At 69.0% G+C, this 2,279-nt stretch carries 1 protein-coding gene and 1 pseudogene; both read right to left on the bottom strand.

The window, feature by feature from the left end; translation table 11 throughout:
• Positions 1-504 (bottom strand): annotated as a pseudogene (locus AC1DU6_RS28095) (glycogen debranching protein GlgX); the annotation flags it as partial.
• An 86-nt stretch (positions 505-590) separates the two neighbouring features.
• Positions 591-2,279: 1,4-alpha-glucan branching protein GlgB (gene glgB, locus AC1DU6_RS28090; RefSeq protein ID WP_477861140.1), on the bottom strand; the 1,689-nt coding region annotated here is incomplete at its 5' end.

The following is a 2,279-nucleotide window of genomic DNA, read 5'->3' as shown; positions in this document are numbered from 1 at the left end:
GGCCTCGTAGAGCACGACGTCGGCCGGCGCGCGGCGCGGCTGGTGGGCACGCGCGTGATTCACGGGTGGTGGCGCGACACGCGCCTTCAGCGCCTGCGTCGCGTTGTCGCGCGCATCCAGCGAGCGCGGGCCGTCCGGGTGGCCCAGCTCGTAGCCGTGGTGCTCGGCCCGCCAGCCGAAGTGGCCGACGATCTCGCGCGCGTACGGGTCCAGCAGCAGCTTGTGCGGGTTGAAGCGGTGGCCCTGTTCGGGCACATAGGGACCGTGGGCGCGCAGGCCGTAGACCAGGCCGGGGCCAACGCCGGGCAGGAAGCCATGGAACACGCCGTCATGCGGGCCGTCCAGCGCGTAGCGGCGCAGCTCGCGCTGGCCTTCGCCGTCGAAGACGCAGAGCTCGATGCGCGTCGCGTGCTCGCTCGCGAAGGCGAAGTTGACGCCGCCGTCACGGGCGAGCGCTCCCAACGGCTCGTGCCAGCCGGGTTGCAGATCAGGCAGATGAGCCATGGACTCAGCGCCCGCTGGGCCGCCCCGAGGGCGTTGGCGCCCCCTCGGGGGGCAGCGAACAGAGTGAGCGTGGGGGCTTCATTACTTCAGATCGGAACGAAGAACAATGTAGCCAGCGGCGGCAGGTTGATCGTGATGGACAGGCGCTTGCCATGCGCCGGCATCGCCTGCACGGGCAGGCCCGCCGCGGCGACGCCGTTGCCCATGTTGCTGCCGCCGTAGTAGGCCGAATCGGTGTTGAGGGCCTCGCGCCAGGCGGTCACGCCGTCGGGCACGCCCAGCGAATAGCCCTCGCGCGGCACAGGCGTCATGTTGCAGACGACGACGACCATGCGGCCCGTGCCGTCGCGGCGCACCCAGGCGTAGATGGAATGCTCGGCGTCATGGGCACTGATCCACTCGAAACCGCCCTGCTCGCAATCCAGCCGGTGCAGGGCCGTGTGGTCGCGGTAGAGCTTGTTGAGGTCGCGCACCAGGCGCTGCACGCCGGCATGGCGGTCGTCTTCCAGCAGGCCCCAGGGCAGGCTCTCGGCATGGTTCCACTCCTGGCGCTGGGCGAACTCCTGGCCCATGAAGAGCAGCTTCTTGCCCGGGTGACCCCACATGAAGCCGTAATAGGCGCGCAGGTTGGCGAACTTCTGCCAGTCGTCGCCGGGCATCTTGGCCAGCATGGAGCCCTTGCCGTGCACGACCTCGTCGTGCGAGATGGGCAGCATGAAGTTCTCGCTGAACGCATAGATCAGGCCGAAGGTCATCTTGTCGTGATGCCAGCGGCGGTTGATCGGGTCCTCGGCCATGTAGCGCAAGGTGTCGTTCATCCAGCCCATGTTCCACTTGTAGTGGAAGCCCAGGCCGCCCGCGTAGGTGGGCGCCGAGACGCCGGGGAAGCTGGTGCTCTCCTCGGCCACGCTGATGGCGCCCTCGATCTCGCCGACATGCTCGTTCATCTCGCGCAGCATCGAGATGGCCTCGAGGTTCTCGCGGCCGCCACGGATGTTGGGAATCCATTCGCCGGCGGGCCGCGAGTAGTCGCGGTAGAGCATGCTGGCCACCGCGTCCACGCGCAGGCCGTCGACGCCCCAGCGCTCGATCCAGTAGGTCGCGCTGCCGATCAGGAACTCGCGCACCTCGGTGCGGGCGAAGTTGTAGATCAGCGTGTTCCAGTCGCGGTGGAAGCCTTCCTTGGGGTCCGCATATTCGTAAAGGCGCGTGCCGTCGAACTCGGCCAGGCCGTGGGCATCGGCGGGGAAGTGGGCCGGCACCCAGTCCAGCAGCAGGCCCAGGCCCTGCTCATGGCAAGCCTTGACGAAGCGGGCGAAGCCCTCGGGCGGGCCGAAGCGCGCACTGGGGGCGTACATGCCCAGCGTCTGGTAGCCCCAGGAGCCGTCGAAGGGATGCTCGCTGACGGGCATGAGTTGCACATGCGTGAAGCCCATGTCGACCACGTAGGCGGGCAGGTGCTCGGCGAGTTCGTCCCAGGTCGGGAAGTCACCGGCCACACCGCGGCGCCAGGAGGCGGCGTGCACCTCGTAGACGCTGATGGGCGACTCGCGCCGGTTGGCGCGCTCACGCTGGCGCGGCAGCGGCGTCGGCTCGGGCAGGGCCGCGACGACGCTGGCCGTCTCCGGCCGCAACTGGGCGCGGCGGGCATAGGGGTCGGCCTTGAGCGGCAGCAGCGCGCCGTTGCCGTTGACGATCTCGAACTTGTAGAGATCGCCTTCGATGGCGTGGGGCACGAAGATCTCCCACACGCCGGCCAGGTGGCGCAGCCGCAT

The organism is Roseateles sp. P5_B10 (genome assembly GCF_056400485.1).
Note: the sequence above shows the minus strand (reverse complement) of the source record. Positions and strands in the feature narration are given on the sequence as shown.